We start from the raw sequence: 25,805 nt of genomic DNA on the forward strand, positions 1-25,805 counted from the left end.
TGGGCTGCTCGCGAGGACTGGGCGTTGCTCAGTCCCTACGAAACAGGAAAAACCCGCGAGTTGCATCCCTATATCGTATGACGGAGTGTCACACCCTGACGCGCTTGCGAGTCAAGCGAAACGTGAGCGCGCGATCTGAAACCATGCGCCGCTAGATTGTGCCTCGAGAGCGTGCTAAACTACCGCTGTCAGCATGGAGATTTTATGTCCCGTTAAAGTGGGGAACGCGCAAGTTCCCGATGAAATGTAGCCCAATCGCAAGCATCGCAGCTGACTGTAGGCTTCAGCGTGCGTGCGTACGCATTCCATTACACTCCAGCGCATCGCGAGGCGTCGCCGGCAGGTGGCACATGAAAGCAAATATCCATGACACGGGACTATTCAAAGTTTCTCCCTACCACATCAGAACACGCGCCCCCGGCATCCCCGCTCGCCCCCTTGGTCGCACTTGGCTGGCAGCCGTTTTTCGCGCAGCAAGTAAGTATCGAACAGTTGCAAGAGACGCCGCCGCTGCGTGTCACCGAAGTGCACCGCAACGGGTTGCAGGCACGCGGAGACGGTATTGACATGCACATCCCTCACGGTCCGGAAGCGACAGTCGGAGATTGGCTACTTCTGAACAGAGAGCTTCCATCTGCAAGCGAAGTGCTGGAGCGCAAAAGCGTTATCAAGCGCCGCGCGCCCGGTAAAACGCTGGGTGTCCAGTTGATTGCTGCCAACTTGGACACTGCGTTCATCGTGTCGTCCTGCAATGATGATTTCAACGTCGCGCGACTTGAACGATTTATAGCCCTTTCGTTTGAGGCTGATGTGACCCCCGTCATCATTCTCACCAAGGTTGATACGTCTGATAATGCAGAACATTACATCGAGCAGGCCGAAGCAATTTCTCCGCTTGTGCCCGTCGTTGCTCTTAATGCCAAAAGTGACGAGCCGCACTCGAAGCTGGCTGACTGGTGCAAGCCTGGGCAAACCGTCGCTTTCCTTGGGTCGTCAGGTGTTGGAAAATCGACACTGACCAATTCGCTCGCGGGTGACACCAGCATCGCCACACAAGATGTTCGCGAGGACGATGCCAGAGGCCGTCACACAACCACGCGGCGGCAGCTTTACTTTTTGTCGACCGGCTGCGCTGTTCTGGACACGCCCGGCATGCGGGAGCTGCAACTCACCGATGCGGCGTCCGGTCTGGCCGAGATGTTCTTCGACCTCGATGAGCTTGGGACCCGCTGCAAATTCAACGACTGCAAGCATACCGTCGAACCTGGATGCGCCATCTTGGCCGCGGTCGAACGCGGCGAGATTGACACCGCACGGTTAGCCCGTTGGCAAAAGTTGGTCTTGGAGGACGAGCACAACTCCGCGACGATTGCCGAGCGTCGGTCGAAGGATAAAGCTTTCGGAAAAGCAGTCCGCAACGCGCAGAGCAAGAAAAAGAAGTAGCCTCCGACGAGGACTGAAATGGCATGAAAAAGCCCGCTCTGCAGATGCCGAGCGGGCTTAATTGTAAGTGTCCCGCGCCCTAAGCCGAATGCGCGAACAGGAGGCTCAGGGGCGGGATTTCATGCGCAACGACAGGATTTCTACCGAGCAGCGCATGAATTGCTTGGGCGCGTTACTCGCCACCACCTTTTTGGTGCACATAGGCAGCAACCGCATTGATTTGAGCATCAGACAAACGTGGCGACCAAGGCGGCATAACCCCAAAGCGCGCGTTCGCGATTGTCTCTGTCAGGACAGCATCAGAGCTGCCGTAGAGCCAAACAGAGTCTGTCAAGTTCGGCGCGCCCTGCTCGCGGTCACCGCGGCCTTCGTCGCCGTGGCAAGCCGTGCAGTTGTCCATAAACAACTCAGTGCCTTGCTCAATCAAAGCGGTGTCGTGGTCCAGCCCAGACAAGGACTGAACATAAGCCACCAAGGATGCGATCTCTTCTTTCTCCAACTGCTCACCAAACGCTGGCATTTCAGAATAACGGGCGTCTTCGTCTTGCTCGTTCCGAATGCCGTGGCGCACAGTCACTGCGATCGCATTGATGTCGCCGCCCCAAAGCCAGTCATCGTCCAGCAGGTTAGGATATCCCACCGCACCAGCTGCGCCGGAACCGTGACATTGGGAACAGTTGTTGGCGAAGACCGAAGCACCTGCCGAAACCGCATATTGCTGCAACGGCGCGTTGTCTTTCAGCGTTGTCAGGTCAATTGCGGCCAATTGGGTGTTCAGCTCGGAATTGGCGTTCTCTACGCGGGCGATCTCTTCGGCCACCTGAGCACGAGTGGAGAACCCAAGAAAGCCAGCTGTTGCGGAGGAGACCAGCGGCCAAGCCGGATAGGCGATCGAGTAGATCACCGCCCAAACGATCGTGATATAAAGCGTCCAGAGCCACCAACGTGGTAGCGGCGTGTTCAGCTCTTCGATGCCGTCATAGCTGTGACCTGTCGTGTAGGTCTTTGTGGCCTCGTCAAATCTTGGCTCATCCATTGTTTTGGCCTTTCAGTGTAGCAGCATCCTCAACGTCCGCAGCGGGGTGATCTTCGTTGCGAAACGGTGTTTGGCTGATTTCGTCATGCACGGCGCGAGATCCCGGGCGAAACGCCCAGAAAATCACGCCAAAGAAGAACGCGAACATGGCGAGCAGCACCCAGCTGTCTGCCAATTGGCGCATGAAGGAATAGGTATCCATCATTCCCTCCCTAGCGTGATGCGTCTGGCGTGAAGGTAGAGAAATCTACCAGCGTGCCGAGCATTTGAAGATAAGCCACCAATGCGTCCATTTCAGACACGCCGGCCGCACCGTCGAAGTTACGTGTTTGCGCTCCGGGATAACGCTCTAGTAGCGCGTCCCAGTCAGCTTCCGGGTCGGATTGAGCAAGGAAGTCTGCCTGAGCGGTTTCGATCATCTCGTCCGAGTAAGGCACGCCCACAAAGCGGTGGGTTTCCATCGTCGCCTGGATATACTTCCCGTCGATCATCGTGTCTGACAGGAATGCATACTTGGGCATCACCGATTCAGGCACGACGGATTGCGGGTCTGTGAGGTGATCAACATGCCATTCGTCAGAGTACCGGCCGCCGACGCGGGCCAAATCTGGCCCTGTCCGCTTCGACCCCCACTGGAACGGGTGGTCATATTGCGACTCCGCAGCCAGTGAGTAGTGGCCATACCGCTCCACCTCGTCGCGCATCGGACGGATCATCTGCGAGTGGCAGACATAGCAGCCCTCCCGCACATAGATGTCACGACCCGCGAGTTCCAATGGAGAGTAAGGGCGCATGCCCTCAACATCCTCGATGGTGTTCTCAAGGTAGAACAATGGTGCGATCTCAACGATGCCGCCGACACTCACGACCAGCAAGGATGCAACCAACAGCAAGGTGCCGTTCCGCTCCAAGGTGGCGTGGCGTTCGAGAAAGGTGCGGCGCTTCTTCGGGTTTGTTTGTTCAGATGTCATTCATCCGCTCCTTATTCAGCAGCCACACCGACGGGGGCTTGCACAGAGGCGCCACCGCGGATGGTCATCCACATATTCCAGACCATGATCAGCCCCCCAGCGAGGTAAAGGACCCCACCCAGACCGCGAACCACATACATTGGATACTTGGCAGATACGGTGTCAGCGAAGCTGTTCACCAAGAAGCCTTGGCTGTCGACTTCACGCCACATCAGGCCTTCCATGATCCCGCTGACCCACATCGACGACGCGTAGAGCACGATGCCGATCGTAGCCAACCAAAAGTGCGTGTTGATGGCCGAGATTGAATACATCTTCTCACGTCCCCAGAGTTTTGGTGTCAGGAAGTAGATCGCAGCGAAAGTGATCATGCCGTTCCAGCCAAGAGCTCCGGAGTGCACGTGACCAATAGTCCAGTCAGTGTAGTGCGACAGCGAGTTGACTGCACGGATCGACATCATCGGGCCCTCGAAGGTGGACATGCCGTAAAAGGCAAGCGAGGCCACCATCAAGCGAATGATCGGGTCGGTGCGCAACTTGTCCCATGCGCCTTGCAGCGTCATCAGACCGTTAATCATACCACCCCAAGACGGCATCCACAGTACGATCGAGAAGACCATACCAAGCGTCGAGGCCCAGTCAGGCAACGCGGTGTAGTGCAGGTGGTGAGGGCCGGCCCAGATATAAAGGAAGATCAGCGCCCAAAAGTGGATGATCGACAATTTGTAAGAGTAAACCGGACGACCTGCTTGCTTGGGTACGAAGTAGTACATCATGCCAAGGAAGCCTGCTGTCAGGAAGAAGCCCACTGCGTTGTGGCCATACCACCACTGCGTCATGGCATCTTGCACGCCCGAGAAGACCTGAACCGATTTGGAACCCCAGATCGACACCGGAATGGACAGGTTGTTGACCAAGTGCAGCATCGCGACAGTCACAATGAACGACAGGAAGAACCAGTTGGCCACATAGATGTGACGTTCTTTTCGGGTCAGAATAGTGCCCATGAACACGGCCAGATATGCAACCCAAACGACTGTCAGCCAGATGTCCACATACCATTCAGGCTCAGCATATTCTTTGGATTGCGTCGCACCAAGCAGGTAGCCGGTTGCAGCCAGAACGATGAAAAGGTTGTAGCCCCAAAACACGAACCAAGCGAGATTGCCGCCCCACAGCCGCTGCGCGGATGTGCGTTGCACGATATAGAACGACGTTGCGATCAGCGCGTTACCACCGAATGCAAAAATAACCGCGGACGTGTGCAGCGGACGAAGACGCCCGAAGTTGGCGAAGGGCTGGGCCCAATCGAAGTTCAGAACGGGAAACGCTAATTGGAATGCGATAAACGTGCCTACAAGAAACCCGACGACACCCCAAAAGGCTGTTGCGACAATCCCGAAGCGCACGGGGCCATCCATGTAGCCCGCTTCATCCCCAGCTGTGACGGCGACCGGCTCGTCCGTGTGCCGAAGCACCCAAACAAACATGACGATCCCCACCACAAGAATCAAAAGCGCGTGAACTTGGTAAGCCAAGTCATGCGCCCAGTTCGCTGCAAGGGCGGCAAACAATATGACGCCCCCCAACAGTATTAGCTTGATATAATTAAGCATTTTTCACCCGTTCCGTTCAATCCTGGCCGATTAATTAGGGAATCCCCAACCTCAGCATGGCTGCAAATGCCGAATATAAAGAGGTGGGGCCTTGATATATGTCAAAAGGCACCCAATGCGGGTCGAAGTGAAGTGGTTTTTATAGCTTCGCGCCGGATTTCTTTTGCAAGTGCAGAAAATTTACGGCCTTACGGCAGGGTCGCACCGTCGCTGTCGTCGCCCGCTTCGTCAAGAAGACGGTTGAGGTCGGGTATGGTTACCTTCCGAGTGCCATCAAGAACCAGAACGCCGTCCCGCTTCAGGGCGGCCATCTGACGGCTCACAGTCTCAATCGTCAAGCCAAGATAGTCTGACATCGCGTCCCGTGTCAGAGGAAGATCCAATAGCAGCTTCTCGCCTTCCCTTCGACCAAGGCGGCGCGCGCAGATTAACAGGAAACTTGCAATCTTTTCTCGGGCTGTCTTGCGGCCCAACAAAAGCATCCATTCGCGCGCAGCGTCCAATTCATCCAGCGCGATCTCGACCAAACGCTCTTGAACGTGCGGCGTCGTTTGGGTGACGCGTTCGAAAGGCCGTTTGTGGAAATGACAAAGCGTCAGCTCCGACACAGCAGTCACATCGAACGACGCCGTTTCCCGCCCAGGACGACCGATAAAATCCGATGGCAATAGCAGACCAACCATTTGCATACGCCCGTCGACCATGGATCGCGACAACGACGCCACGCCAGTCACAACCGACGCCACAAAAGTCATAGGATCGCCCATCAGCACAACAGAGGCACCAGCAGGATAAGTCTTGTAATACTTGATCTTATCAAGCTCGACCAACTCATCATCTGTGCACCGAGAACAAATTGCCCGAGGGCGTATCGGGCAATTGCTGCAAGTTTTCGAAGTCAGATCAATCTGGGTCATAAAACCTACATGATGGAGAACTTGATCAGGATCAAGGTTTACACTGATCTTGTGAAGCATTTAGGCCAGTATGACACAGCATGAAACTCTCCGCCGCTACGGCTTATTCACGTCCAGAGCGCCAAGGTACACAAGTTACCCGACCGCTCCGCATTTCAACAAAGAAATCGGGCCCGAAACGATGGCCGATTGGCTGGAGCAGGTCGATGAAAACGCGAAGGTGTCACTTTATGTGCACATTCCATTTTGTCGTAGGCTCTGCTGGTTCTGCGCCTGCCGCACTCAAGGGACCCAAACCGACGCGCCGTTGCGCGGTTATCTCGACATGCTCAAAGCCGAACTGGCGATGATCGCAAATAGCTTGCCTACTGGCGTCAAACTCGGTCGCTTGCACTGGGGTGGCGGGACACCAACCATTTTGCCGCCCGCCATGATCCGCGAACTGGCGGCCGAGATTGACCGCTACTTCCCACTCAGTGAAGGCTCGGAGTTTTCGGTTGAGATCGATCCAACCTTGATCGATGCGGACAAGATCGCCGCCTTAAGCGAAGCGGGATTGACCCGCGCGAGCCTCGGAATTCAGGATTTTGATCCGCACGTGCAATCCGCAATCGGCCGAATTCAGAGCTTTGACGAAACCAAATGGGCCGCTCAGGCCTTGCGCGAAGCTGGGGCGAAGAATCTCAATCTGGACATCCTATACGGACTGCCATTCCAAACAGCTGACAGCCTGACTGACACGGTGGCAAAGACATTGGATTTGTCTCCGGACCGGCTGGCCCTTTACGGGTATGCCCACGTCCCTTGGGCCGCAAAACGGCAAGTGCTAATACCGGAGGACCACCTCCCGGACGGGCCGACGCGTTACGCCTTGTTCCATATGGCCTCTCAGCTGTTTGGCGCGGCTGGCTATGACGCAGTCGGCATCGACCACTTCGCCCGAGCAGGCGACGGCTTGTTGAACGCATCCCTGAACGGCACGCTGCGGCGCAACTTCCAAGGTTACACCGATGACCAATCTGAAGTTTTGATCGGCGTCGGCGCGTCCTCAATATCGCGCTTCCCGAACGGCTACGCCCAGAACGCACCCGGGACAGGCGAATATGCAACCGCTATAGCATCGGGCAAGCTCGCGACGACGCGCGGGCACGCGATGAGCGCTGACGACACGCTTCGCGCCCAGTTGATCGAGGATCTGATGTGCCGCTTCGCAATCGACTTTAAAGATGTTGCGCAAACAACAGGTGCAGAGATCGACGAAGTCGTGAATTTCGCCAAGGACTTGCACAAGTCTTACGCGGATGTGTCCACAATTACGGCCCAATCTCTAAGCCTGTCTGAGCCCGCCTTGTCCCGCCTCATGGCTATGGACTTGGACGCGTACCAAACTGCATCCAATCGCCACTCCTTGGCGATCTAGATTAAAACGCCTTGAAGGTGAGCGTGGTCAATGTCCTCTCGATCGCGGGGATACTGAGCAGGTTGTCGTTGATAAACTGCCCAATATCTTCGCCTTCGGGCACATAGACCTTCAAAAGCAAGTCGAACGCGCCGGAGGTAGAGTAGAGTTCCGAGTGGAATTCTCTAAGCACAATCTCTTCGGCTACCTTGTAGCCTTGACCCGGCTTGCATCTGATCTGGACAAAAACGCAATTCATTTGGGCCTCCCTTGCTGATTGCTCGTGCACTTTGACACGCCTTCGCAGTAGAGGAAAGTCGCCGGTTGAGTTGACAGGCGGGTCAATGCACCGTTTCATTCACCTCACTGGTCTGGGGGACAATGAACATGGGAAAACTAAGTGCTTTCAACTTCAAAGCGTGGATCGACGAACACCGCCACCTGCTGAAACCCCCGGTTGGGAACAAAATGGTGTTCGAGCATGCCGACCTGATGGTGACCGTCGTCGGCGGCCCCAACAAGCGCACCGACTATCACGACGATCCCGTTGAAGAGTTCTTCTATCAACTGGAAGGCGACATGCTTCTGAAGCTCTATGACGGAGAAGAGTTTTACGACGTGCCCATCCGCCAAGGCGACGTGTTTTTGCTACCGCCACATGTGCGCCACTCCCCTCAACGACCGCAAGAAGGCTCCGTCGGGCTTGTCATCGAACCAAAGCGGCCGAAAGGGGCTTTGGACGCAATCGAATGGTATTGCTTCGAATGCGGAACGCGTGTGCACCGCGCGGAGCTTGCGTTGAAGTCGATCGTAGACGATCTGCCCCCGGTCTACGCAAAATTTTACTCCGACAAAGATCTGCGAACCTGCCCGAACTGCCAAACCGTACATCCGGGCAAGGAGCCGCCAGAAGGCTGGGTCCAACTTTAAAAATTCAACAGGGAGAACCAAAATGTCGAAAGCCTTCTTTAAAGGCCTCACCACCAGTCTAGCGGCGCTCGCACTCAGCGCCACGGCCACACTCGCAAATGATTTCCGTTTGGGACTGATCACCCCGCCTCCGCATATTTGGACAAAGGCTGCCGAGAATTTCGGCGCCGCTCTCAAAGATGCGTCTGGCGGGAAACATTCGGTGACCGTTTTCCCGTCGCGCCAACTGGGCAACGAAGCGCAAATGCTTCAGCAACTGCAAACCGGTGCTTTAGACATGGCCTTTATGACCGTTGCAGAGGTCTCTAACCGTGCGCCAGATTTTGGCGCCTTCTACGCGCCGTTCCTGGCCAAAGATATCGCCCATGCGGGTCGTATTTTGCGCACAGACGCTGCGACTGACATGCTGGGCCAACTTCCCGCCAAGGCTGGCGTCGTCGGTATCGGCTATGGCATGGCAGGTTTGCGGCAGATCGTTTCGCGCGGCGAAGTCAATTCTGCAGCCGACTTGAAAGGCATGAAACTTCGCATAACGCCGTTTGAGCCCATTCTGGATTTCTACAACGCGTTGGACGCCGCACCTACTCCCATGCCGCTGCCTGCGGTCTACGACGCGCTGGCAAACGGTCAGGTTGATGCAATCGACATGGATGCCGAACTGATCTGGCTTCTCAAGTATTATGAACATGCCGACACTGTGGTGGCCTCCAACCATATGATGTTCCCGATGGTTGGTCTGGTATCTGCACGAGTCTGGAAGGATCTCTCCGAGGAAGATCGCGCATCGATAACCAGCCTGATGCAAGAGCAGCTCGAGGGCGTCATCGACACATATGTCGCGAAAGATCCTGAATGGATGAAGCAGGTCGAAGGCACCGGCAAAACGTACAAAACCGTCGGCCCGGACTTCTTCGGCGATGCGGCAGCAGCGTGGGAAGCCAAGTGGAGCGAGAAGTCCACGAAACTGGGCGCGATCCGAGAAGCAGCAGCCAGCGTTGAATAATTGATGCTTGCAAGGGTGTCCAAAGCTTGGGCGAGGGCTGAGATTGCCCTCGCCTCTTTCTGCGCAGTGCTGGTCACCGCGTTGATCCTGTTGAACGTCGTGACCCGAGCGTTCAATGCCTCGATCTATTGGGTCGACGAGGCGGCCATCTATGCGATGGTTTGGATGTGTTTTTTGGCTGCGTCAGCTGCTTTGCACGAACGTAGCGCCGTCTCTGTAACGCTGGTTCAGGGCTTACTAGGCGCCAAAGGGCAGAAGATACTGGGCCGCGTGGTCGATCTGTGCGTTTTGGTTTTTGCGATATCGTTGCTATACTTTTCGTGGCGCTGGCTGTTGCCGGTTGACCTACTTCGTGCGGGCTTCAACCTAGAAGCCTTCCAAGGCGAAACCTTCAACTTCGTCTACGCGGAGCCGACGACCACCTTGGGTGTGCGGAAAATCTGGGTGTGGTCAGTGTTGGGCTTGTTTGTCATTGGCACATTGCTTCACGCAGTCGCCAATCTGTTTTCGCCTGCACCTGAACTAGAACCGGTGGCCCATACATGACGCCAATCGTCTTCGTTGCCTTGCTATTTGGCGCAGTGCCAATCGCGCTTGTCCTGATTTTGACCTCGATCTGGTATATCTCTGAAAGCGGCAACACTGTTTTGTTCGACAGCTTCATGCAGCAGTTGTTCTCGGGTGTGGAAAATTACGGCTTGCTCGCCATCCCCCTCTTCATGCTTACGGGCGAGTTAATGAACGAAGGTGGAATGACCAGCCGCCTGATCAACGCGGCGCGTGTCTTTGTAGGCGGCTTTCGCGGAGGGCTCGCTTATATCAACCTACTGGCCAACATGTTCATGGCCGCAATTATCGGCTCCGCCGCTTCACAGATCGCCGTCATGAGCCGCGCGATGGTCCCTGCGATGGAGGCCGAGGGCTACGACAAGGGATTTGCTGCCGCGACGACGGCTGCGGGCGGTTTGTTGGCCCCCGTCATCCCCCCTTCGATGCTCTTCGTGATTTACGGTGTACTCGCTCAGATCCCTATCGGGGACATGTTTTTGGCGGGCATCATCCCAGGCCTTATTTTGGTAGCAGTCTTTTTCGCCGTCATCACACTCATCGGGCTTTTCAAACCTATGCCCAAAGGCACTTGGATGAGCTTTAAAGAAGCCCGGTCGGCCTTGCTCGCCTGCTTACCTGCCGCATTGATCCCCGCAGCAATCATCGGCGGCATCCTGTTCGGGATCGCCACCCCCACCGAATCCGCAGCCGTTGCATCAATGGTAGCGTTTCTCATAGGCTGGCTGGTTTACGGCGAAATCAATCCGTTGAAACTAGGCCTTCTTTTCGCGAGAACAGCGCGTAACGCCTCCATGGTCATTTTCATGATCGCTGCGGCGAATGTCTTTGGCTGGGTGATTATTTACGAAGCCTTGCCGCAAAAACTCGCGGCATTAATCACAACTATAACGTCAGACCCATTCACGTTCCTGCTGATCGTCAACCTCGCCCTTCTGATCGTTGGAATGCTGATTGATGGCATTGCCGCGCTCATCCTCGTGACACCAATTCTTTTGCCGATCGCAATGAACGACTACAACATTGACCCGTTCCATTTTGGTGTCGTCATGAGCCTCAACTTGGTGCTGGGACTGCTTACCCCTCCTGTTGGGGTTGGTCTCTACATTGCATCCGCAATGTCAGGCGCTTCGGCTGGACAAATCTTACGCGCCCTTTGGCCGTTCCTGCTGGCAGTCACAGGCGTCCTTATCCTGCTCAGTTATGTACCGTGGCTTTCCACGGCTTTGCTATAGCAACCGATTAACAGACGCACAGGTGCGCCGACAGAATTGCGCTGACATTGCTGGATTTCACCGCGCTGCTATGGCAAGACCGAAGTCGTAATAGGCACAGGGAATAACATAGTGAAAAAGGCCCTAATAACCGGCGTAACCGGACAGGACGGCTCCTATTTGGCGGAGTTTCTGCTCGACAAGGGCTACGAAGTGCACGGCATCAAGCGCCGCGCTTCGTCATTCAACACCCAGCGCGTAGATCATATCTACCAAGATCCTCATCTCGATAACGCGCGGTTTATGCTGCATTACGGGGACCTCACCGACAGCTCCAACCTCACGCGTATTCTGTCCGAGGTCCAGCCTGACGAAGTCTATAATCTAGGTGCGCAATCGCATGTCGCGGTAAGCTTTGAGTCTCCAGAGTATACGGCCGACGTCGATGCCATGGGTGCGCTACGCCTTCTTGAGGCTATTCGCTTCCTCGGGCTTGAAAAGAAAACTCGATTCTATCAGGCATCAACCTCGGAGCTTTACGGCCTCGTGCAAGAGACGCCGCAAACCGAGACAACGCCTTTCCATCCGCGAAGCCCTTACGCAGTTGCGAAGATGTATGCCTACTGGATTACAGTGAACTATCGCGAAGCGTATGGAATGTACGCCTGCAATGGCATCTTGTTTAATCACGAAAGCCCGCGCCGAGGCGAAACCTTTGTGACGCGCAAGATCACCCGCGGCTTGGCGAATATCGCGCAGGGCTTGGAAGACTGTCTTTACATGGGCAACATTGATGCCCTGCGTGATTGGGGCCACGCCAAAGACTACGTTCGGATGCAGTGGATGATGCTGCAGCAGGACAAGCCAGACGACTTCGTTATTGCGACTGGGAAACAGTATTCCGTTCGTCAGTTCATTCTTTGGGCGGCAGAACACCTTGGGATAGCCCTGCGCTTCGAAGGCAGCGATGTTGAAGAAGTGGCCATTGTCGACTCCATCACCGGCGACAAAGCGCCAGCTTTGAAACCTGGCGACGTGGTTTTGCGCATCGACCCTCGTTACTTCCGCCCGGCCGAAGTCGAAACGTTGCTTGGAGACCCGACCAAAGCAAAACGGGAACTTGGCTGGTCACCAGAAATCACAACCCAAGAAATGTGCGCCGAAATGGTCGCAGAGGATCTCAAAGCCGCGCGTCGGATGGTGGTATTGAAAGCCCATGAGGCGGAGCAAAAAGCCTGATGGCGCAGCTAAAAGCAAAGCGGATTCTGCTGACGGGTGGTGGCGGTATGGTTGGGCAAAACCTTCTAGAAGCTGCCCCGCACCTGAACATTGACCATCCGTCCAGCAAAACGCTTGATCTGGCCAAAGCCAACGACGTTCAGGCCTATCTGCAGGACACCAAGCCAGACTTGATTATTCATGCTGCGGGCAAAGTCGGCGGCATTCAGGCAAATATGGCAGATCCTGTAGGGTTTCTGGACAAGAACCTTGCGATCGGGCGAAACCTGATCATGGGCGCATATGAAGCAAGGGTGCCGGAGTTTCTGAACCTGGCGTCGACCTGCATCTACCCACGAGCTGCGGACAACCCGCTGCGGGAAGACATGGTTCTCACTGGCGAGCTAGAGCCAACCAACGAAGGCTATGCGATCGCCAAAATTGCAGCCCTCCGTCTGTGTGAGTATATCCGCCGCCAGCGACCCGAGATGCAATACAAGACACTCATCCCCTGCAATCTCTACGGCCCTCACGACAACTTTCATCCCGAAAAATCCCACTTGCTCCCTGCGATCATTCGCAAGGTTCACGACGCAAAGCAAAGTGGCGCCGGCAAAGTGGAGATTTGGGGCGATGGCACAGCGCGACGCGAATTCATGTATGCGGGCGATCTAGCGAGCGCCATTCTTGCTGCTGCGGCACAGATGTCATCCCTTCCTGATCTGATGAACACGGGGCTAGGGCATGACCATTCAATCAATGATTACTATCAAACCGTAGCTGATGTTCTGGGATGGCACGGAACTTTCACGCATGATTTGTCCAAGCCAGTTGGTATGAAGCAAAAACTTTGCTCGACCGAAAAAGCCACCGCATGGGGATGGACCGCGTCAACATCGCTTACGGATGGAATTACCAAAACCTACGACTATTTTCTGGAGAACCACGCATCATGAGCTTTAAATTTCCGCTCGCAACGTCGTCTTGGGACCAAGCCGAACAAGATGCGTTGCAGCGCGTAATCGCATCGGATCGCTACTCCATGGGCAGCGAGGTCGAAACCTTTGAGCGCCAGTTCGCGAAACATTTCGGTTCAAGCTATGCTGTAATGGTCAACTCGGGCTCATCCGCCAACCTGCTTATGGTCGCCGCGTTATTCTATTCGCAGAACCCAGAGCTGAGCCTGAAGGCAGGGGACGAGGTGATTGTTCCTGCAGTCTCTTGGAGCACGACATACTTCCCGCTTCAGCAATACGGCTTGAAGCTGAAATTCGTCGATATAGACGCTGAAACCTTGAACTACGACCTTGAGGCTTTGGCCGATGCCGTGACCGACAAGACACGCGCACTGATGGTGGTGAACTTGCTTGGCAATCCGAACGACTTTGACCGGATCAACAGCATCATTGCTGGCCGAGGGATTGTCATGATTGAAGACAATTGCGAGTCGATGGGTGCAACCTTCAACGGCAAACAAGCCGGCACCTTCGGAGTGATGGGAAGTTTCTCGTCTTTCTTCTCGCACCACATCTCGACCATGGAAGGCGGCCTCGTAGTCACCGACGACGAAGCACTTTACCACATCATGCTTTCCCTCCGCGCGCATGGCTGGACACGAAACCTTCCCAAAGAGAACACTTTGACGGGGACGAAAAGCGATGATCCTTTCGAGGAATCGTTCAAGTTTGTTCTTCCAGGATACAACCTCAGACCACTGGAAATGTCAGGCGCGCTTGGACAGGCGCAATTGCTAAAGTTGCCTTCGCTGATCGACGGGCGGCGCAGCAATGCCGCGGCCTTCCAGCAGAAAATGCAGAACCATCCCCTGTTTACGATCCAGAAAGAAACTGGACAAAGCAGTTGGTTTGGTTTCAGCTTGGTGATGAAGGAAAGCGCGAACGTGTCGCGCAAACAAGCGATCTCGGCGCTGACCGACGCTGGCTTCGAGTGTCGGCCAATCGTGACGGGCAACTTTGCCAAGAACGAAGTTCTGAAATACTTCGACTACGAAGTTCACCAGCAACTGGCAAATGCCGACTACATTGACCAAAACGGTTTGTTTATCGGGAACCACCACTATCCGATCCAAGATGCGTTTGATGTTCTGGCAGAGGTGACAGTTTAATGAGTAATTTGATTCATCCGCTCTTGTTGTGTGGGGGCTCTGGCACTCGGCTTTGGCCGCTTTCGCGGAAAAGCTATCCTAAGCAATTCGCACAATTGACTGGTGAAGAAAGTCTGTTTCAAGCCTCCGCTCGACGCATGGCGAATGACGCTTTTGCTGCGCCAATGATCGTCACAGGTTCTGATTTTCGCTTCATCGTTAAGGAGCAGCTTGCTGCAGTCGGCTTAGCGCCTGATGCAATCATAATCGAACCTGAAGGGCGCAATACCGCTCCGGCAATTCTGGCGGGAGCACTCACACTGGAAGCGCGTGACCCTGGCGCCCTAATGCTTGTTGCCCCGTCTGACCACGTTATCCCCGACGCGAAGCAGTTCTGCGACGTTGTGGCGGCAGCGATACCAGCGGCCCTTAATGGGCAGTTGGTGACGTTTGGTATCCAACCCGACAGAGCAGAAACCGGCTATGGGTGGCTGGAACTGACGACAGCGCTTTCCGAACAGACGGACGCCCTGGCTCAACAACTCAAGGCCTTTGTGGAGAAACCCGACGCCAAGACTGCGCAGACAATGTTAGAGGGTGGCAAACACCTGTGGAACGCAGGCATCTTCTTGTTTTCCACCACAACGATGATCAAGGCCTTCGAGGCCCATGCACCGGACATGTTGGAAGGCGTTCGCGCAGCTGTAAGCGATGCAGAAAACGATATCGGGTTTACGAGGCTCGCTGAAAAGCCGTGGGCAGCGCTGGCCTCAGACTCAATCGACTATGCTGTCATGGAGAAGGCCGAGAACCTTAGCGTTATGCCATACAGCGGTGCATGGTCGGATCTTGGCGGCTGGGAAGCCGTCTGGCGGGAAACCGGGCCGGATGCGAATGGCGTCGTTACCAGCGGCACGGCTACTGCGATCGAATGTAAAAATACGCTGCTCCGCGCCGAAGATGGCAAACAAGCATTGGTTGGGATCGGGTTAGACGACATCATCGCCGTCGCCATGCCTGATGCAGTTTTAGTCGCACACAAGGATCGCGCACAAGACGTCAAGATTGCAGTCGCTGCATTGAAAGAGCAAAACGCAGTGCAGGCTGAGACGCTTCCGCGTGACTATCGGCCGTGGGGCTGGTTCGAAAGCTTGGGCACAGGCACCCGCTTTCAGGTCAAACGCATCGTTGTAAACCCCGGTGCGGCGCTGTCCTTGCAAAGCCACAAGCATCGCGCGGAGCATTGGATCGTTGTCGAAGGCACAGCAAAGGTGACCATCGACGAAGAGGTGAAACTGGTTGAAGAAAACCAGTCCGTCTACATTCCCCTAGGTGCCGTTCACCGGATGGAAAACCCGAAAGATGTGCCGATGGTATTGATCGAAGTTCAAACTGGCAGCTATCTCGGCGAGGACGACATCATACGTTACGAAGACATTTATGCCCGAGGTCAAGGAGCCAAAGGGTAAGCGTTCGCGGGGCACATACCATCTTTGACCTTTACAGGATTGGCTTAGTCTCAGCATTGGCAGACAAGCGATGTTATCTGTGCGAAACCAGAAACAGGTGCCAAAGGCACTTCGCAGTGCCTGAGGAGGTATAATGAACTCAGACGTTTTGAACACGCAGTGGGTTGAGCGATTCCCCGGCCTCTCACGGCTGGAACCCACAACCAAAAAGCTTCTTGTTCAGCGCAGCACTGTCGTCTCGATGCCGGAGAAGTCCATTATTTTTGGTCCGGGTAAGTCTCCGGAGAACATGTTGTTCCTCTTGAGCGGGACAGTGCGGGTTCAGCAAGTCTCGGAAACCGGGCACGAAATCGTCCTATACAGGATCAATGCGGGCGAAAGCTGCGTTCTTACTACGGCTTGCCTGCTTGCCTATGACGACTATTCCGCCGAAGGCGTTGCGGAGTCGGAGGTACAGGCCGCTGCCGTGCCAAGGCTGGTATTCGATGATCTCGTTGCGCAATCCCCGTCGTTTCGAAACTTCGTATTCGCCGCGTTTTCCAAGCGGATAACGGACCTGTTCCTTATGATCGACGAGGTCGCATTTCAGCGTATGGATGTAAGATTGGCACATAAGCTGATCGAACTGTCCAATGGCGAAGATCAGATATCGACCACACACCAGAAGCTGTCCGTTGAGCTCGGGACCGCCCGAGAGGTGATTTCACGGCAACTTCAGGAATTTCAGCGGCGCGGCTGGGTCGAGCAATCACGCGGGACGGTAAAAATTCTGGACCGGCCAGAGCTCGAAAATCTCGCGGATCGCAGTTAATTTCGACACCCTGTCGCTTTATGTGACTTTGTCACCGATGGAAGCATGATCGGTCTATAGTCTCTCCTTAGGTTATAAAGGAGTCGGACCTATGGCTACGAATGTTGGCAAAATCGATCGTGTGTTTCGCCTAATCTTGGGCATCGTCTTAGTCGCAGCACCTTTTGTTAGTGGAATGGCGCTCTTCAATTCGACCATTGTCACAGCGATCTCGTTGATTGCAGGTGTGGTGATGTTGGTAACTGCTGCGGCACGCACATGTCCGCTCTACTCAATCTTCGGCATCAAGACTTGCAAGGTCTAATCGTGGAAACCGTATTCACACCTTGGCAATCCCTGAGCGGCGGCGTTCTTATCGGCGCCGCTTCCGTCATGTTGATGGCCACGCTTGGCCGCGTCATGGGAGCGACTGGCATCCTGGCTGGCTTGTTCTCACCGTCTAGTATGTCTGATTGGACATGGCGCGCGGCGGTGCTGCTGGGCATGATCTCCGGCCCCATCGCCGTTTTGGCGATCACCGGTCAGATGCCCGCGGTCCAAGTTCCAATCTCGACAACCATGCTCGTCATTGGCGGGTTCATCGTTGGCATTGGCGTGACCTTCGGATCCGGCTGCACCTCAGGGCACGGCGTTTGCGGCATGGCCCGCTTATCGCCCCGCTCAATCGCGGCGACCGTCATGTTCATGCTGACAACTGGCATCACGGTTTACGTGATCCGCCACGTATTGGGAGGATAAGACATGCGCCTGATCGCTAGCTATCTCATCGGTCTGGTTTTTGGTGTCGGGATCTCCATTTCCGGCATGGCCAACCCTGCCAAAGTGCTGAATTTCTTCGACGTGGCGGGCACATGGGACCCAAGCCTTATTTTCGTGATGGGCGGCGCAGTAGTGGTGACTTTCATCGGATATCGTTTCGTTCTACGGCGCCCAGCGCCGTCGTTGGAAGACACCTTCAAGCTTCCCACACGTAGCGATCTCGATCTCTCATTGCTCGGCGGGTCTGCCCTGTTCGGCATCGGCTGGGGGATTGCAGGATTCTGCCCAGGCGGCGCATTGCCCGCTATTGGCACCGGAAGGTCTGAAGTCCTAATTTTCGCAGTTGCGCTTATTGCCGGTATCTTTGCCGCGAAAGCGCTTCAGCGCATGTCAGCCGCCAAGGCGGCTGCCGCCTAACACTCTTCCAAAGGAGCGATCCCATGACTTACCCCGTGGATATGAACGTTAAACCAGTGATTTCGGCCCATTTTGACGAAGCAACCAACACCATAAGCTACATCGTGCGCGATCCATCGAGCACACATTGCGCGATTATCGATAGCGTCATGGATATCGACTATGCTGCTGGTCGCATCACCTATGACCATGCCGACGCATTGATTGAAGAGATCAAAACCCAAGGCTTGACGCTGGATTGGATCATCGAGACCCATGTGCATGCCGACCACCTTAGCGCTGCGCCCTACATCCAAGAAAAGCTTGGCGGGAAAATCGGCGTCGGCGAAAAGATCATGGTTGTGCAAGAAACCTTCGGAAAAGTCTTCAACGAAGGCACCGAATTTCAGCGTGATGGGTCCCAATTTGATGCCCTGTTCAAGGATGGCGACACCTACTCGGTGGGCAACATGCAGGGGTTTGCTATGTATACCCCGGGACATACACCTGCCTGCATGGTCCATGTTCTGGGCAATGCGGCGTTCGCTGGCGACACGTTGTTTATGCCTGATGGCGGTTCAGCCCGCGCGGACTTCCCGGGAGGCGACGCTGGTCAGCTGTATGACAGCATCCAGAAAGTTCTGTCTCTTCCCGACGATATGCGGCTTTTCATGTGTCACGACTACGGCCCCAATGGTCGCGCGATCGAATGGGAAACCACAGTCGCGGAGCAGAAAGCCAACAACATACATGTCGGTGGCGGCAAAACGCGGGAGGAGTTCATCAAGTTCCGTACCGAGCGCGACGCTCAGCTCGACATGCCAAAGCTGATCATCCCGTCACTTCAAGTGAACATGCGCGCCGGTGAAATCCCGACCGACCAAGACGGCAATCCAATGCTCAAGGTTCCGATCAACGGCCTTTAAGTTACTCAAAGTTAGGACACCTCAAATGAATAAATCAGCGATCACGCTGGCTGCGGCTTTCTGGGCCGCAAGCAACGCACTTGCGATGGCGCAAGGCATTCCCGGTCAGCACTTCATGGAAAACTGGGACCTCAACGAGGATGGAACAGTCACCTTGGCCGAAATCACCGAGCGCCGCGACAACGTTTTCATCTCCTTCGACGCGGACGACAACGGCTCTTTAAGCGCTGAGGAGTATGAGCTGTTCGACGAAGCCCGTGCCAGCCACCAAAACGACGGCGCCCAAGGACAGGGCGGCGGTAAAGGTCACGGCAAAGGCGCCGGCGAAATGATGGACATGGTAGTCAATGACACCAACGCGGATGGCGTCGTCTCACGTGACGAGTTCATGGCCCAAGCCCCGCTTATGCTCGCAGCGTTGGATAAGAACTCCGACGGAACTGTGACTGCCGCAGACTTCAAGAAGCGTTAAGCGACATCAAGGGAGCGAAGCACGAAATGGACCCTAAAACACTCACGGCAAGCGTCTCAGTTTGCCCACAAATCACGCCAGACGATATTCAGGCGGTCAAGGATCAGGGGTTTCGCTCCATCATATGCAACCGGCCCGACGGCGAGGGCGCAGATCAGCCGTCCTTCGATGAAATCGCGGCCGCGGCTAAGAAACTCGGGCTAGAAGCACGATATCTTCCCATCGTTTCGGGCAAGGTCAGCGACGAAGATGCGCTGGACTTCGGCAATGCACTAAACGAGCTACCAGGGCCGACACTGGCCTATTGCCGCACAGGGACACGTTCTGCCACGCTCTGGTCGCTTGCCAAAGCCAAGAGCCTGAGCGTCGCAGACATCATGGCAGCAACCAAAGCCGCTGGCTATGATATGGGCGGCGTCGTCCGCCGCATCGTCAACGGGGGCAAGACCCCAACCGACAGGGCTGACGCATCATACGATGTTGTGATTGTGGGTGCTGGCGCCGCAGGGATTGCAGCTGCTTCCAGCCTGCAATCGCGACGCGCTGGCTTGGAAATCGCAATTATCGACCCAGCTGACATTCACTACTACCAACCCGGTTGGACAATGGTCGGCGGCGGGATTTTTGACGCGCCAGACACAGCAAAAACCATGGGCTCACTCATCCCGCGTGGCGTTCATTGGATCAAGGCTGCTGTTGCGGCGTTCGAGCCGCAGGATGATGCCGTCATCCTCGATGGCTGCCGTGTCGTGAAATACAAGCGACTGATCGTATGCCCTGGCCTCAAGTTGGATTGGCAGCGGGTTGAGGGCCTTGTCGAGACCTTGGGCAAGAATGGCGTGACCTCAAACTATCGCTACGATCTGGCGCCATACACGTGGGAGCTGGTTCAGAATATGAACGAGGGCCGAGCGATTTTCACCCAGCCGCCAATGCCGATCAAATGCGCGGGGGCTCCGCAAAAGGCGATGTATCTTTCTGGCGATGCCTGGTTCCGCCGTGGCGTTCTGAAGGATATCGACATCCAGTTTAACAACGCTGGTGGGGTCTTGTTCGGTGTTAAGGACTACGTTCCCGCTTTGGAAAAATACGTCGAGAAATACGGCGCGACCCTCAATTTCTTCCACAACCTTGTAGCTGTTGATGGGGCAGCGAAGAAGGCTTGGTTCGACGTTAGCAAGCCCGACACGCCTGTCGAACGCGTGGAGATGGAATTCGACATGATGCATGTCTGCCCACCGCAGACCGCGCCTGATTTCATCCGAGTGTCCCCGTTGGCTGATGCGGCGGGCTGGATCGACGTGGATCAATCAACCCTGCGTCACAAGACATATGAAAATATCTGGTCTCTCGGCGATGTCATGAACGCGCCAAATGCCAAAACCGCAGCGGCAGCTCGTATTCAGGCGCCCATCGTCGCCGAGAACATCGTCGCGGACATGGACGGTCGCGCACCAGTGGCGCAGTATAATGGATACGGCTCGTGCCCTCTCACGGTTGAGCGCGGCAAGATCGTTCTGGCGGAATTTGGGTATGGCGGCACCATGCTCCCTAGTTTCCCTAAGTTCTTAATTGACGGCACCAAACCTTCACGTGCCGCATGGTTGCTGAAAGAAAAGATGCTTCCGCCGATCTATTGGAAAGCCATGCTTCGCGGGCGCGAATGGATGGCCAAGCCTGAGAAGATCACGACCTAAGCACTGCAAACAGCCTCCGCCTGTCTTGGCGGAGGCACCTATACGAACGAGCCCCAATCATGCGTGACCACCTGACACGGTACCTCCCCATCGCGACATGGGGTCGTGAATACAATCGCACCACCTTATCAAATGACCTACTTGCCGCGTTGATTGTCACAATCATGCTGATCCCACAGTCATTGGCCTACGCGTTGTTGGCAGGACTCCCACCGGAAGCAGGTCTTTACGCATCAATTGCACCAATTATTCTTTACGCAATATTCGGCACCAGCCGCGCGCTGGCAGTAGGTCCCGTCGCAGTTGTCTCGCTGATGACCGCGGCCGCGCTTGGCAACATCGCGGAGCAGGGAACCATGGGCTATGCGGCAGCGGCGTTGTTGCTCGCGGGAATGTCAGGCGTCATATTGCTTGGGATGGGATTATTCCGTTTGGGCTTTGTTGCGAATTTTCTGTCCCACCCAGTGATCGCAGGCTTCATTACCGCATCTGGTATGATCATTGCAGCCAGCCAGTTAAAACACATACTCGGGATCAACGCAGAAGGTCACAACCTGCTGGACCTTTTGATTTCGCTGGTCGAACACCTGCCGGAAACCAACTGGATCACGGCAATTATCGGCGTCTCGGCAACGGGCTTTCTGTTCTGGGTGCGCAAAGGGCTGAAACCCGCGCTCAAACGCGCAGGTGTAAGGTCTGGGATCGCGGACGTGGCCACGAAGGCTGGCCCTGTCGCAATTGTTGTGGCAACCACATTCGCTGTCTGGGCATTTGGCCTAGATGCACGTGGAGTGAAGATTGTCGGCGAGGTGCCACAAAGCCTGCCCCCACTCACACTCCCTGTCTTTTCAACGGACTTGGTGCGTCAGTTGCTGCTTCCGGCTTTTCTGATCTCTATCATCGGCTTCGTAGAGTCTATTTCTGTCGCGCAGACGCTCGCAGCCAAAAAACGCCAACGTATTGACCCAGACCAAGAATTGATCGGCCTAGGCGCTGCCAACGTCGCTGCGTCCCTAACGGGCGGGTTCCCTGTGACAGGGGGCTTTTCCCGTTCCGTTGTAAACTTCGATGCAGGCGCCGAAACACCCGCTGCCGGTGCCTATACTGCAGTTGGCTTGGCAATTGCGGCAGTTGCTTTGACGCCTTTGATATTTTTCCTGCCGAAGGCCACACTAGCTGCGACCATCATTGTCGCAGTACTGAGCTTGGTAGATTTCAGTATCCTGAAACGCAGCTGGTCGTACTCAAAAGCTGACTTCGCCGCTGTGTTGGCGACTATCCTGTTGACCTTGGGAATTGGTGTAGAAGCAGGTGTGTCCGTTGGTGTTGGCCTGTCGATCCTGCTTCACCTTTATAAATCCTCACGCCCGCATATCGCCGAAGTCGGACTTGTGCCAGGCACCGAGCATTTTCGAAACATTCTACGGCACAAGGTCAAAACGGACCCGAAGGTTATCACCATGCGTGTCGACGAAAGCCTCTACTTCGCAAATGCAAGGTTCCTTGAGGACAGCATTCAGGATCGCGTTGCGGCCGACCCTGATGTCCGACACGTGATCTTGCAATGCTCGGCCATCAACGAGATCGATTTCAGTGCACTTGAGTCACTTGAAGCAATCAATAATCGCCTCGAAGAGATGAACGTGAAACTTCATCTATCCGAGGTGAAGGGTCCAGTGATGGATCGCTTGGAGAAGACCCACTTCCTTGAAGAACTTACAGGGAAAGTTTTCTTAACCCAATTCGAAGCCGCAAAGGTGGCGAATGAAAGCTGTGACCAACTGCCCGCGAGTTAATCCTTGCCTCTCGCCACTAACCGCCCTCATATTCACCAAATGGAATGGATGTGGAGGTTCCGATGACAATTGACCGCAGGCAATTACTGGCAGGCATGGGTGGAGCTGCGATTTTGGGGCTTCCTCTTAGATCACCCGCCGCAACTTCAGCTACAATCGGGACGCATGAAGTTCTCAGTGTGAGCGATGGTAATCTGGTGCTGCCCGGAGCATTCTTTTTCGACGGTCTTCCTCAGGACGAGGTCGACAGCATTCTCACGCCACTGAATATCTCGAAAAACCAGCTCGAGCCGCCCTGCAACGTTACGCTTGTCCGTCATGAAAATCGGGTGATTTTGTTCGATGCAGGGTCGGGAGATGGTTTTATGCCATCAGCTGGCGATTTGGTTGATAGCCTCGATGCCGTGGGCGTCGCGCCTGAAGATGTAACGCATCTGGTCTTCACCCATGGCCACCCTGATCATCTCTGGGGCGTGCTCGATGATTTCGACGATCCGGTCTTCGCTGATGCTGAACACATGATCGGTCAAACAGAGTGGACCTATTGGACCGATCCGAACACAGTCAGCACGATCGGAGACGCCCGCGCGGCCTTCGCTGTCGGAGCAGCTCGCAGGCTGGAAATAATCGCGGAGCGTATGACGTTTTTCGACGACGGTGAAGAAATTCTGCCTGGGATTATGGCACATGCAAGCTTTGGCCACACACCCGGTCACATGGCATTCGAAGTGCGATCAGGCAGCAACGCGCTGCTGATAGGTGGGGATGCGATCGGGAACCATCACATCGCTTTTGCGAGACCAGATTGGGCCAGTGGATCAGACCAAGATCCTGACTTGGCAGCAAAAACACGTGCACGGCTGCTAGACAAATTGGTGAACGAAGACATCGCACTTTTGGGCTTCCATCTTCCTGACGGTGGTGTCGGCCGAGTAGAGCGCAAAGACAGCTCGTATCGCTTCGTAGCGGAGGACTTATAATGAGAACCTTTCTGACAATCGCCGCGCTGCCGTTCGCCTTTGCGGCACAGGCCAGCGAGGACATCCCCGACAAATATCCCGCCTCGCTTCTTTACGACAAACCCGTTGAGGTTATCCCGGGTGTGTTTTCAGCCATCGGCGCAACCGCACCACCAACCTATGAAAACTCCGGACACAACAACAACCTGAGCTTCATCATCACGGGCGACGGGGTCGTCGTCGTAAACGGTGGGGCAGCCTATTTATTGGCGAAAGCGCTTCACGACGAAATCCGCGCCCTGACAGACCAGCCCGTAAAGCTGGTATTCAATGAGAACGGGCAAGGCCACGCAGTTCTAGGCAACAACTACTGGACCGAGCTGGGTATCCCCGTCGTCGCCCACCAAGATGCTGCTGACGAAGTCGAGGAGAGAGGCGCGTCGCTGCTGGACAGCATGAAGCGCTACAACCGCGACAAGGCCGATAGCACCAAGGTCCAAGGCCCGACAGAAACGTTCGAGGATGAATACATCGTCGACATGGGTGATTTCCACATCGAGGCGCGGCATCTCGGCCCCGCCCACAGCCCCGGGGACATCGTTGTTTGGCTTCCTGAACAAGGCCTAGTTATTTCAGGTGACATGGCCTTCCACGAGCGGATGCTGCCAATATTCGAAGACACCTATACAGCCGACTGGCTAGAAACCTGGGACACCGAGTTTGAGGCCCTGAACGCGACGTATGTGATTCCAGGCCACGGGCACCCGACCAACATGGCGCAGGTTCGTCGCTACACTAAAGATTATCTCGAATATTTGCGCGGCAAGATAGGGGAGCTGATTGAGGAAGGCGGCGGCTTGGCCGAAGCCTACTATGTAGATCAATCACCCTACGCACATCTCGACACGTTCGAAGAACTGGCCACGAAAAATGCAGGGCGTGTCTTTGAGCAAATGGAATTCGAGTAAGCCGCTTAGGCTGCGACCGATGCCACACGAGACAGGCGGCCCATCAATAGATGGGTCGCCATTGCGCCAACCCACATGAAGAAGACGGCGACCCAAGCGGTAATCGCAAAGATTGCTCCACCTGACATACCTGCCCCAACCGCGCAGCCGCCAGCCAGCATGCTGCCAAACCCCATTAGACCGGCACCGATCAAGTACCGTTCCATCGGTGTGTCCGCGCCAAACCTCTGAATCTGCGCCTCACGGGAAAGGATCGCCATCGCCCCTGCCCCGAAGAACACCCCTGGAACTAGGCCTACGCCAAAACCCAAGGGCAGTTCGGTGCTGTTCACCAAGCCCATCAAAGTGTCTGTTGATGGGCCGGTGAAAGTCACTGATGAAATCGGAACCACGTCAAACGACGTTTGGGAGATGGCATATGTCAGCACCCACCCGAGCGCGACGGCCGCGCCTACAATGGCTGCGCCAATGGCGCGGGTTGTCTGAACGTTTGAGCGGAATGCCAGTACGAAAGCTGACACGAGAGCAACCGCCGCTATGACAGCAGCAAGTGTGGATGACATCCCGAGCTGTGAAAGCAAACTCCGCGCCTCGCCCCCTGGTACAAGCCAAAGCCCTGCCAAAGCTTCGCGCGCGGGCGCCAGCGCCCCACGCAAGGATGCCTGAGCCACCAAGGTGAGTACCAAGCCCGTAACGATGGCCCGTAGGTTGCCCGTAGCGGATAGAACCAAAAGGCGGCTGGCGCAGCCTCGCGCCAGGATCATGCCACAACCGAACAACAAACCGCCGATAATCGCGCCCGACATACTTCCGGTCGCCGCGAGTTGGCGTGATTGGGAGACATCAAGCAGTCCGAGCGAAATGCTGAACTGCACCAGAAACACGCCCGCGCTAAACGCAATGAACCAAATGGAAATGCGTGGACCAAGGCCGCCTTCCGACAGCTCCACGCTCGCCGCCCGCAAACAGAAACGGGAGTGCTGAGCAGACGCACCGAAAATCGTGCCGACAAGCGCGCCCGCCATCATCAGCACACCTCCGTCGCCGAAACGGTCGATCAAAGTCTCGAGCATGAACGTCTCCCTTTTCTCTTGCAACGTTAACTACAGGAGCGTGGGACCCGTCGCCTTGACG

27 protein-coding genes are annotated in these 25,805 nt (G+C 55.5%); 20 read left to right on the plus strand and 7 right to left on the minus strand.

Annotated features, from left to right (window positions below; translation table 11 throughout):
• Window positions 1-366: 366 nt before the first annotated feature.
• Window positions 367-1,443 (plus strand): ribosome small subunit-dependent GTPase A, encoded by a 1,077-nt coding sequence (gene rsgA, locus BM352_RS00460; RefSeq protein WP_090211132.1) that lies wholly within the window; start codon window positions 367-369, stop codon window positions 1,441-1,443.
• Window positions 1,444-1,615: 172 nt separating this feature from the next.
• Here the strand turns inward: rsgA and ccoP are convergent, their stop codons facing one another.
• The 5 genes from ccoP to fnrL form a co-directional block, all read right to left on the minus strand.
• Entirely contained in the window at window positions 1,616-2,479 is an 864-nt protein-coding gene (gene ccoP / locus BM352_RS00465) for a cytochrome-c oxidase, cbb3-type subunit III (protein ID WP_090211133.1), read from the minus strand.
• Window positions 2,472-2,681, minus strand: a complete 210-nt coding sequence (locus BM352_RS00470) for a cbb3-type cytochrome c oxidase subunit 3 (protein ID WP_090211134.1) — start codon at window positions 2,679-2,681, stop codon at window positions 2,472-2,474. Before BM352_RS00470 ends, ccoP begins: the two co-directional genes overlap by 8 nt.
• A 10-nt stretch (window positions 2,682-2,691) precedes the next feature.
• Window positions 2,692-3,450 carry a cytochrome-c oxidase, cbb3-type subunit II gene (gene ccoO, locus BM352_RS00475; protein ID WP_090211135.1) on the minus strand — a complete coding sequence of 253 codons (759 nt, stop codon included), beginning with the start codon at window positions 3,448-3,450 and terminating at the stop codon, window positions 2,692-2,694.
• Window positions 3,451-3,461: 11 nt separating this feature from the next.
• Window positions 3,462-5,066 carry a cytochrome-c oxidase, cbb3-type subunit I gene (ccoN, locus tag BM352_RS00480; protein ID WP_090211136.1) on the minus strand — a complete coding sequence of 535 codons (1,605 nt, stop codon included), beginning with the start codon at window positions 5,064-5,066 and terminating at the stop codon, window positions 3,462-3,464.
• A 188-nt stretch (window positions 5,067-5,254) separates the two neighbouring features.
• Window positions 5,255-5,983 (minus strand): transcriptional regulator FnrL, encoded by a 729-nt coding sequence (gene fnrL, locus BM352_RS00485; protein ID WP_090219738.1) that lies wholly within the window; start codon window positions 5,981-5,983, stop codon window positions 5,255-5,257.
• Between the two features lie 70 nt (window positions 5,984-6,053).
• On the opposite strand from fnrL, the gene hemN reads away from it, so the two are divergent.
• Window positions 6,054-7,403 (plus strand): oxygen-independent coproporphyrinogen III oxidase, encoded by a 1,350-nt coding sequence (gene hemN, locus BM352_RS00490; protein WP_090211137.1) that lies wholly within the window; start codon window positions 6,054-6,056, stop codon window positions 7,401-7,403.
• A gap of 1 nt (window position 7,404) precedes the next feature.
• Here the strand turns inward: hemN and BM352_RS00495 are convergent, their stop codons facing one another.
• Complete coding sequence (locus BM352_RS00495) at window positions 7,405-7,641, minus strand: Lrp/AsnC ligand binding domain-containing protein (protein WP_090211138.1); 237 nt, start codon at window positions 7,639-7,641, stop codon at window positions 7,405-7,407.
• Window positions 7,642-7,769: 128 nt separating this feature from the next.
• Between BM352_RS00495 and BM352_RS00500 the strand changes: the two genes are divergently transcribed.
• From BM352_RS00500 to BM352_RS00585, 18 genes are all read left to right on the plus strand, one after another.
• Window positions 7,770-8,312, plus strand: a complete 543-nt coding sequence (locus tag BM352_RS00500; protein WP_090219739.1) for a 3-hydroxyanthranilate 3,4-dioxygenase — start codon at window positions 7,770-7,772, stop codon at window positions 8,310-8,312.
• 22 nt (window positions 8,313-8,334) lie between these two features.
• Entirely contained in the window at window positions 8,335-9,315 is a 981-nt protein-coding gene (locus BM352_RS00505; RefSeq protein ID WP_090211139.1) for a TRAP transporter substrate-binding protein, read from the plus strand.
• 15 nt (window positions 9,316-9,330) lie between these two features.
• Entirely contained in the window at window positions 9,331-9,861 is a 531-nt protein-coding gene (locus BM352_RS00510) for a TRAP transporter small permease (protein WP_342713283.1), read from the plus strand.
• Window positions 9,858-11,117 (plus strand): TRAP transporter large permease, encoded by a 1,260-nt coding sequence (locus BM352_RS00515; RefSeq protein WP_090211141.1) that lies wholly within the window; start codon window positions 9,858-9,860, stop codon window positions 11,115-11,117. Before BM352_RS00510 ends, BM352_RS00515 begins: the two co-directional genes overlap by 4 nt.
• Before the next feature lie 111 nt (window positions 11,118-11,228).
• On the plus strand, window positions 11,229-12,335 hold the full coding sequence (gmd, locus tag BM352_RS00520; protein ID WP_090211142.1) for a GDP-mannose 4,6-dehydratase: 1,107 nt from the start codon (window positions 11,229-11,231) through the stop codon (window positions 12,333-12,335).
• A complete protein-coding gene (locus BM352_RS00525; protein ID WP_090211143.1) occupies window positions 12,335-13,270 on the plus strand; it encodes a GDP-L-fucose synthase family protein in 936 nt (311 codons plus the stop codon). Before gmd ends, BM352_RS00525 begins: the two co-directional genes overlap by 1 nt.
• Window positions 13,267-14,439, plus strand: coding sequence for a DegT/DnrJ/EryC1/StrS family aminotransferase (locus BM352_RS00530; RefSeq protein WP_090211144.1), 1,173 nt, complete (start codon window positions 13,267-13,269; stop codon window positions 14,437-14,439). Before BM352_RS00525 ends, BM352_RS00530 begins: the two co-directional genes overlap by 4 nt.
• Window positions 14,439-15,887, plus strand: a complete 1,449-nt coding sequence (locus tag BM352_RS00535; protein ID WP_090211145.1) for a mannose-1-phosphate guanylyltransferase/mannose-6-phosphate isomerase — start codon at window positions 14,439-14,441, stop codon at window positions 15,885-15,887. Before BM352_RS00530 ends, BM352_RS00535 begins: the two co-directional genes overlap by 1 nt.
• Before the next feature lie 133 nt (window positions 15,888-16,020).
• Complete coding sequence (locus BM352_RS00540) at window positions 16,021-16,698, plus strand: Crp/Fnr family transcriptional regulator (RefSeq protein ID WP_090211146.1); 678 nt, start codon at window positions 16,021-16,023, stop codon at window positions 16,696-16,698.
• Between the two features lie 91 nt (window positions 16,699-16,789).
• Window positions 16,790-17,002, plus strand: coding sequence for a YgaP family membrane protein (locus BM352_RS00545; protein ID WP_090211147.1), 213 nt, complete (start codon window positions 16,790-16,792; stop codon window positions 17,000-17,002).
• A gap of 2 nt (window positions 17,003-17,004) precedes the next feature.
• Window positions 17,005-17,436: a YeeE/YedE family protein gene (locus BM352_RS00550; protein ID WP_245780881.1), complete on the plus strand. Its 432-nt coding sequence runs from the start codon at window positions 17,005-17,007 to the stop codon at window positions 17,434-17,436.
• 3 nt (window positions 17,437-17,439) lie between these two features.
• Window positions 17,440-17,874, plus strand: a complete 435-nt coding sequence (locus BM352_RS00555) for a DUF6691 family protein (protein ID WP_090211149.1) — start codon at window positions 17,440-17,442, stop codon at window positions 17,872-17,874.
• A 23-nt stretch (window positions 17,875-17,897) separates the two neighbouring features.
• Window positions 17,898-18,779 carry an MBL fold metallo-hydrolase gene (locus tag BM352_RS00560; RefSeq protein WP_090211150.1) on the plus strand — a complete coding sequence of 294 codons (882 nt, stop codon included), beginning with the start codon at window positions 17,898-17,900 and terminating at the stop codon, window positions 18,777-18,779.
• A 25-nt stretch (window positions 18,780-18,804) separates the two neighbouring features.
• Entirely contained in the window at window positions 18,805-19,251 is a 447-nt protein-coding gene (locus BM352_RS00565) for an EF-hand domain-containing protein (RefSeq protein ID WP_139229762.1), read from the plus strand.
• Window positions 19,252-19,277: 26 nt separating this feature from the next.
• Complete coding sequence (locus BM352_RS00570) at window positions 19,278-20,948, plus strand: bifunctional protein tyrosine phosphatase family protein/NAD(P)/FAD-dependent oxidoreductase (RefSeq protein WP_090211151.1); 1,671 nt, start codon at window positions 19,278-19,280, stop codon at window positions 20,946-20,948.
• Between the two features lie 59 nt (window positions 20,949-21,007).
• Entirely contained in the window at window positions 21,008-22,744 is a 1,737-nt protein-coding gene (locus BM352_RS00575) for a SulP family inorganic anion transporter (RefSeq protein ID WP_090211152.1), read from the plus strand.
• Between the two features lie 62 nt (window positions 22,745-22,806).
• Complete coding sequence (locus BM352_RS00580) at window positions 22,807-23,724, plus strand: MBL fold metallo-hydrolase (RefSeq protein ID WP_090211153.1); 918 nt, start codon at window positions 22,807-22,809, stop codon at window positions 23,722-23,724.
• Complete coding sequence (locus tag BM352_RS00585; protein WP_090211154.1) at window positions 23,724-24,671, plus strand: MBL fold metallo-hydrolase; 948 nt, start codon at window positions 23,724-23,726, stop codon at window positions 24,669-24,671. The genes BM352_RS00580 and BM352_RS00585 overlap by 1 nt, the downstream gene beginning before the upstream one ends.
• A gap of 5 nt (window positions 24,672-24,676) precedes the next feature.
• On the opposite strand, the gene BM352_RS00590 is transcribed toward BM352_RS00585, so the two are convergent.
• Window positions 24,677-25,744 (minus strand): YeeE/YedE family protein, encoded by a 1,068-nt coding sequence (locus BM352_RS00590; protein ID WP_090211155.1) that lies wholly within the window; start codon window positions 25,742-25,744, stop codon window positions 24,677-24,679.
• Window positions 25,745-25,805: the final 61 nt, after the last annotated feature.

This window comes from Litoreibacter janthinus, assembly GCF_900111945.1.
GTDB lineage: Bacteria > Pseudomonadota > Alphaproteobacteria > Rhodobacterales > Rhodobacteraceae > Litoreibacter > Litoreibacter janthinus.

Coding starts and splice junctions, on each gene's coding strand:
- ccoO (WP_090211135.1), bottom strand. CDS start 3,450: ATGACATCTGAACAAACAAACCCGAAGAAGCGCCGCACCTTTCTCGAA.
- ccoN (WP_090211136.1), bottom strand. CDS start 5,066: ATGCTTAATTATATCAAGCTAATACTGTTGGGGGGCGTCATATTGTTT.
- BM352_RS00505 (WP_090211139.1), top strand. CDS start 8,335: ATGTCGAAAGCCTTCTTTAAAGGCCTCACCACCAGTCTAGCGGCGCTC.
- BM352_RS00570 (WP_090211151.1), top strand. CDS start 19,278: ATGGACCCTAAAACACTCACGGCAAGCGTCTCAGTTTGCCCACAAATC.
- BM352_RS00540 (WP_090211146.1), top strand. CDS start 16,021: ATGAACTCAGACGTTTTGAACACGCAGTGGGTTGAGCGATTCCCCGGC.
- BM352_RS00495 (WP_090211138.1), bottom strand. CDS start 7,641: ATGAATTGCGTTTTTGTCCAGATCAGATGCAAGCCGGGTCAAGGCTAC.
- BM352_RS00560 (WP_090211150.1), top strand. CDS start 17,898: ATGACTTACCCCGTGGATATGAACGTTAAACCAGTGATTTCGGCCCAT.
- BM352_RS00575 (WP_090211152.1), top strand. CDS start 21,008: ATGCGTGACCACCTGACACGGTACCTCCCCATCGCGACATGGGGTCGT.
- rsgA (WP_090211132.1), top strand. CDS start 367: ATGACACGGGACTATTCAAAGTTTCTCCCTACCACATCAGAACACGCG.
- BM352_RS00535 (WP_090211145.1), top strand. CDS start 14,439: ATGAGTAATTTGATTCATCCGCTCTTGTTGTGTGGGGGCTCTGGCACT.
- ccoP (WP_090211133.1), bottom strand. CDS start 2,479: ATGGATGAGCCAAGATTTGACGAGGCCACAAAGACCTACACGACAGGT.
- BM352_RS00530 (WP_090211144.1), top strand. CDS start 13,267: ATGAGCTTTAAATTTCCGCTCGCAACGTCGTCTTGGGACCAAGCCGAA.
- BM352_RS00470 (WP_090211134.1), bottom strand. CDS start 2,681: ATGGATACCTATTCCTTCATGCGCCAATTGGCAGACAGCTGGGTGCTG.
- BM352_RS00545 (WP_090211147.1), top strand. CDS start 16,790: ATGGCTACGAATGTTGGCAAAATCGATCGTGTGTTTCGCCTAATCTTG.
- BM352_RS00590 (WP_090211155.1), bottom strand. CDS start 25,744: ATGCTCGAGACTTTGATCGACCGTTTCGGCGACGGAGGTGTGCTGATG.
- BM352_RS00585 (WP_090211154.1), top strand. CDS start 23,724: ATGAGAACCTTTCTGACAATCGCCGCGCTGCCGTTCGCCTTTGCGGCA.
- BM352_RS00515 (WP_090211141.1), top strand. CDS start 9,858: ATGACGCCAATCGTCTTCGTTGCCTTGCTATTTGGCGCAGTGCCAATC.
- fnrL (WP_090219738.1), bottom strand. CDS start 5,983: ATGACCCAGATTGATCTGACTTCGAAAACTTGCAGCAATTGCCCGATA.
- hemN (WP_090211137.1), top strand. CDS start 6,054: ATGACACAGCATGAAACTCTCCGCCGCTACGGCTTATTCACGTCCAGA.
- BM352_RS00555 (WP_090211149.1), top strand. CDS start 17,440: ATGCGCCTGATCGCTAGCTATCTCATCGGTCTGGTTTTTGGTGTCGGG.
- BM352_RS00500 (WP_090219739.1), top strand. CDS start 7,770: ATGGGAAAACTAAGTGCTTTCAACTTCAAAGCGTGGATCGACGAACAC.
- BM352_RS00525 (WP_090211143.1), top strand. CDS start 12,335: ATGGCGCAGCTAAAAGCAAAGCGGATTCTGCTGACGGGTGGTGGCGGT.
- BM352_RS00580 (WP_090211153.1), top strand. CDS start 22,807: ATGACAATTGACCGCAGGCAATTACTGGCAGGCATGGGTGGAGCTGCG.
- BM352_RS00565 (WP_139229762.1), top strand. CDS start 18,805: ATGAATAAATCAGCGATCACGCTGGCTGCGGCTTTCTGGGCCGCAAGC.